Raw genomic sequence first — 2,936 nt, 5'->3', positions numbered from 1 at the left:
GGACCCATGGAAATTTCTGAAATCGCTTATCATTATATCGCAGGGCTCATGAAACATGCTCGTTCGTTTACAGCCATCACGAATCCAACCGTCAATTCATACAAACGCCTTGTTCCGGGTTATGAAGCCCCCTGTTACATAGCATGGTCAGGCCGTAATCGGAGTCCGCTGATTAGAATACCGGCCAAAAGAAGTTCTTCGACCCGGATTGAATTAAGGAGCCCTGATCCTTCGTGTAATCCATACTTAGCCTTAGCAGTCCAGCTTAAAGCTGGGCTTGACGGAATTAAAAATAAGCTTTCTCCCCCGTCAGCAGTTGACTTGAATATCTACGCCATGACCTCCGAAGAACGAGAAAAACTAGGGATAGACTCTCTTCCAAGCAACCTAAAAGATGCCTTAGATGAATTAGCTAAAGCCCCTGTCATCCGTGAAGCGCTTGGTCATCATATCTATGATCGCTTCGTTGAAGCAAAGACTGAAGAATGGGATAGTTTCATAGTGACAGTCACCCAATGGGAACTGGATAGATATTTAGCATTATATTAAAGGATAAGGGTCTAGTTCGCTAGGCTCTTTTTATTATACAAAATCAAGAGTGACTTATCTTCTCTAAGATGGCATATACATAACTATATCCAGAGGTCTCGCTGGTTGTTAGAGAAGGGAGGGTTACCATGGAAGTCATCAAGTGGTTACGAGAATATCGTGAAGGAGAGGCTGCTCTAGCTTGGAGTGGTAAGTTTGCAGACTATTTGCAGATGGTTACAGAAAACACTAATTTGGCGTTGCATGCCCATGCTCGAATCTATGCTATGATCAAGGCTGCTGGGGTGGAGACAATTGGAGATCAGAAAAAATACAAGTTCTTTGATAAAGAATTATTTGGGTTGGATAGAACGTTAGAACGCCTTATCGAAGAGTATTTTCACAGTGCTGCTAAACGTTTAGATGTTCGTAAACGTATATTATTATTAATGGGACCCGTGAGTGGTGGAAAATCGACGATTGTAAGCTTATTGAAGCGAGGGCTTGAAGAGTTTACGAGAACCGAGGAAGGAGCGGTTTATGCTATTGAAGGCTGCCCCATGCATGAGGACCCTCTGCATCTCTTACCAGTTTCATTACGTCCACAATTTGAGGAGAAGTATGGGATACGTATCGAAGGAAATCTTTGCCCAGTTTGTCGTCTGCGGTTAGATGAAGAATTTAGTGGTGAGGTTGAAAGCTTTCCAATCAAAAGAGTTCTCTTCTCTGAAGAACAGCGGGTTGGAGTGGGTACGTTTACTCCTTCAGACCCTAAATCGCAAGATATTGCCGACTTAACAGGAAGCATAGATTTTTCGTCGATTACTGAATATGGATCTGAATCCGATCCACGGGCTTATCGTTTTGATGGAGAACTTAATAAAGCAAACAGGGGCCTAATGGAATTCCAGGAAATGTTAAAATCGGATGAAAAGTTCCTCTGGAATCTTCTAAGTCTTTCTCAAGAAGGAAATTTTAAAGCTGGTCGCTTTGCACTCATTTCAGCGGATGAGCTGGTCATTGCCCATACTAACGAAAATGAATATCGTGCCTTTATTAGCAACAAAAAAAATGAAGCCCTTCAGTCAAGAATTATTGTCATGCATATTCCTTATAATCTCCGTGTCAGTGATGAAATTAAAATATACGAGAAGTTAATTAGTCAAAGTGATATTCGAAATGTGCATTTGGCACCTCATAGCCTTTGGGCAACCTCAGTTTTCAGCGTGCTTTCTCGCTTGAAACCTTCGAAGAAACAAGGGATGGATCTTGTCAAGAAGATGAGAATCTATGACGGGGAAGATGTGGAAGGGTTTAATCAGAAGGATATTAAAGAGCTGGCTATGGAAGGAGAAGAACAAGGAGAAGGTATGAGTGGAGTTGATCCACGGTATGTGATTAACCGTATTTCGACTGCCTTGATTCGGGATGAGCATGCTTGTATCAACGCGCTGGATATTTTAAGGGCCTTAAAGGATGGACTATCCCAGCATACTTCTATTTTGAAAGAAGAAAAAGAAAATCTTCTCAATCTAATCTCGGTTGCTCGCCGAGAATATGACGAAATGGCTAAAAAAGAGGTCCAGAAAGCGTTTGTTTATGCGTATGAAGAATCAGCGAAAGCACTTTTGAATAATTATCTAGATAATGTCGAAGGGTTTTGTAATTCCACAAAATTATATGACCCGATTACTGGCGAAGAATTAGCCCCTGATGAACAACTCATGCGCAGTATTGAGGAACAAATTGGGGTTTCAGAAAATGCCAAAAAGACGTTTAGAGAAGAAATTCTCATTCGGATATCGATGTATGCACGAAAAGGAAAAACATTTGCCTATGAGTCACATGAGCGTCTGAAAGAAGCGATTGAAAAGAAATTATTTGCCGATTTAAAGGATATTGTAAAAATTACAACCTCTGTCACTCATCCAGATCATGAGCAATTGCGGCGAATTAACAATGTCATGGATCGACTGGTAAAAGAGCATGGCTATTGTCCGATCTGTGCCAATGAGATCGTGAAGTATGTGGGGGCCCTCCTTAACCGCTAAAGAGGAAGGGGGATTAGCGTGTCTGATGAGATCATTGTGAGTCGTGACGACTGGAGTCTGCATCGCAAAGGGTATCTAGACCAAACAAGGCATAAAGAAAAAGTGGATGAAATTATTAAGCATCAGTTGGGTGATTTAATTGTTGATGAAAGTATCATCTTATCTGATGGTAAGAAAAATACCAAGATTCCTATGCGTTCCCTTGAAGAATTTCGATTTCGCTTTGATTACAATAAACGAAATCACACCGGACAAGGGACTAAGAAAATGGTCCCCGGTGAAATCTTGGGGAGAGAACAAGGCAATGGCAAAGGCGGATCCGGCAGTGGGGCGGGCGAGGCTCCGGGTCAAGATATC

The 2,936-nt window shown here is 41.8% G+C and carries 2 protein-coding genes and 1 pseudogene; all 3 read left to right on the top strand.

Going from position 1 to position 2,936, the window contains the following annotated elements; genetic code table 11:
• Positions 1–549 (top strand): annotated as a pseudogene (locus tag UF75_RS25190) (type I glutamate--ammonia ligase); the annotation flags it as partial.
• A 128-nt stretch (positions 550–677) separates the two neighbouring features.
• Positions 678–2,579 carry a PrkA family serine protein kinase gene (locus UF75_RS25185; RefSeq protein WP_045577263.1) on the top strand — a complete coding sequence of 634 codons (1,902 nt, stop codon included), beginning with the start codon at positions 678–680 and terminating at the stop codon, positions 2,577–2,579.
• Between the two features lie 18 nt (positions 2,580–2,597).
• The coding region (locus UF75_RS25180) for a DUF444 family protein (protein WP_045577262.1) at positions 2,598–2,936 on the top strand (339 nt) is incomplete at its 3' end.

Origin of the sequence: Desulfosporosinus sp. I2 (assembly GCF_000960765.1) — a bacterium.
Taxonomy (GTDB): domain Bacteria; phylum Bacillota; class Desulfitobacteriia; order Desulfitobacteriales; family Desulfitobacteriaceae; genus Desulfosporosinus.
The sequence above is the reverse complement of the archived record's forward strand: the minus strand, read 5'-3'. Positions and strand labels throughout refer to the sequence as shown.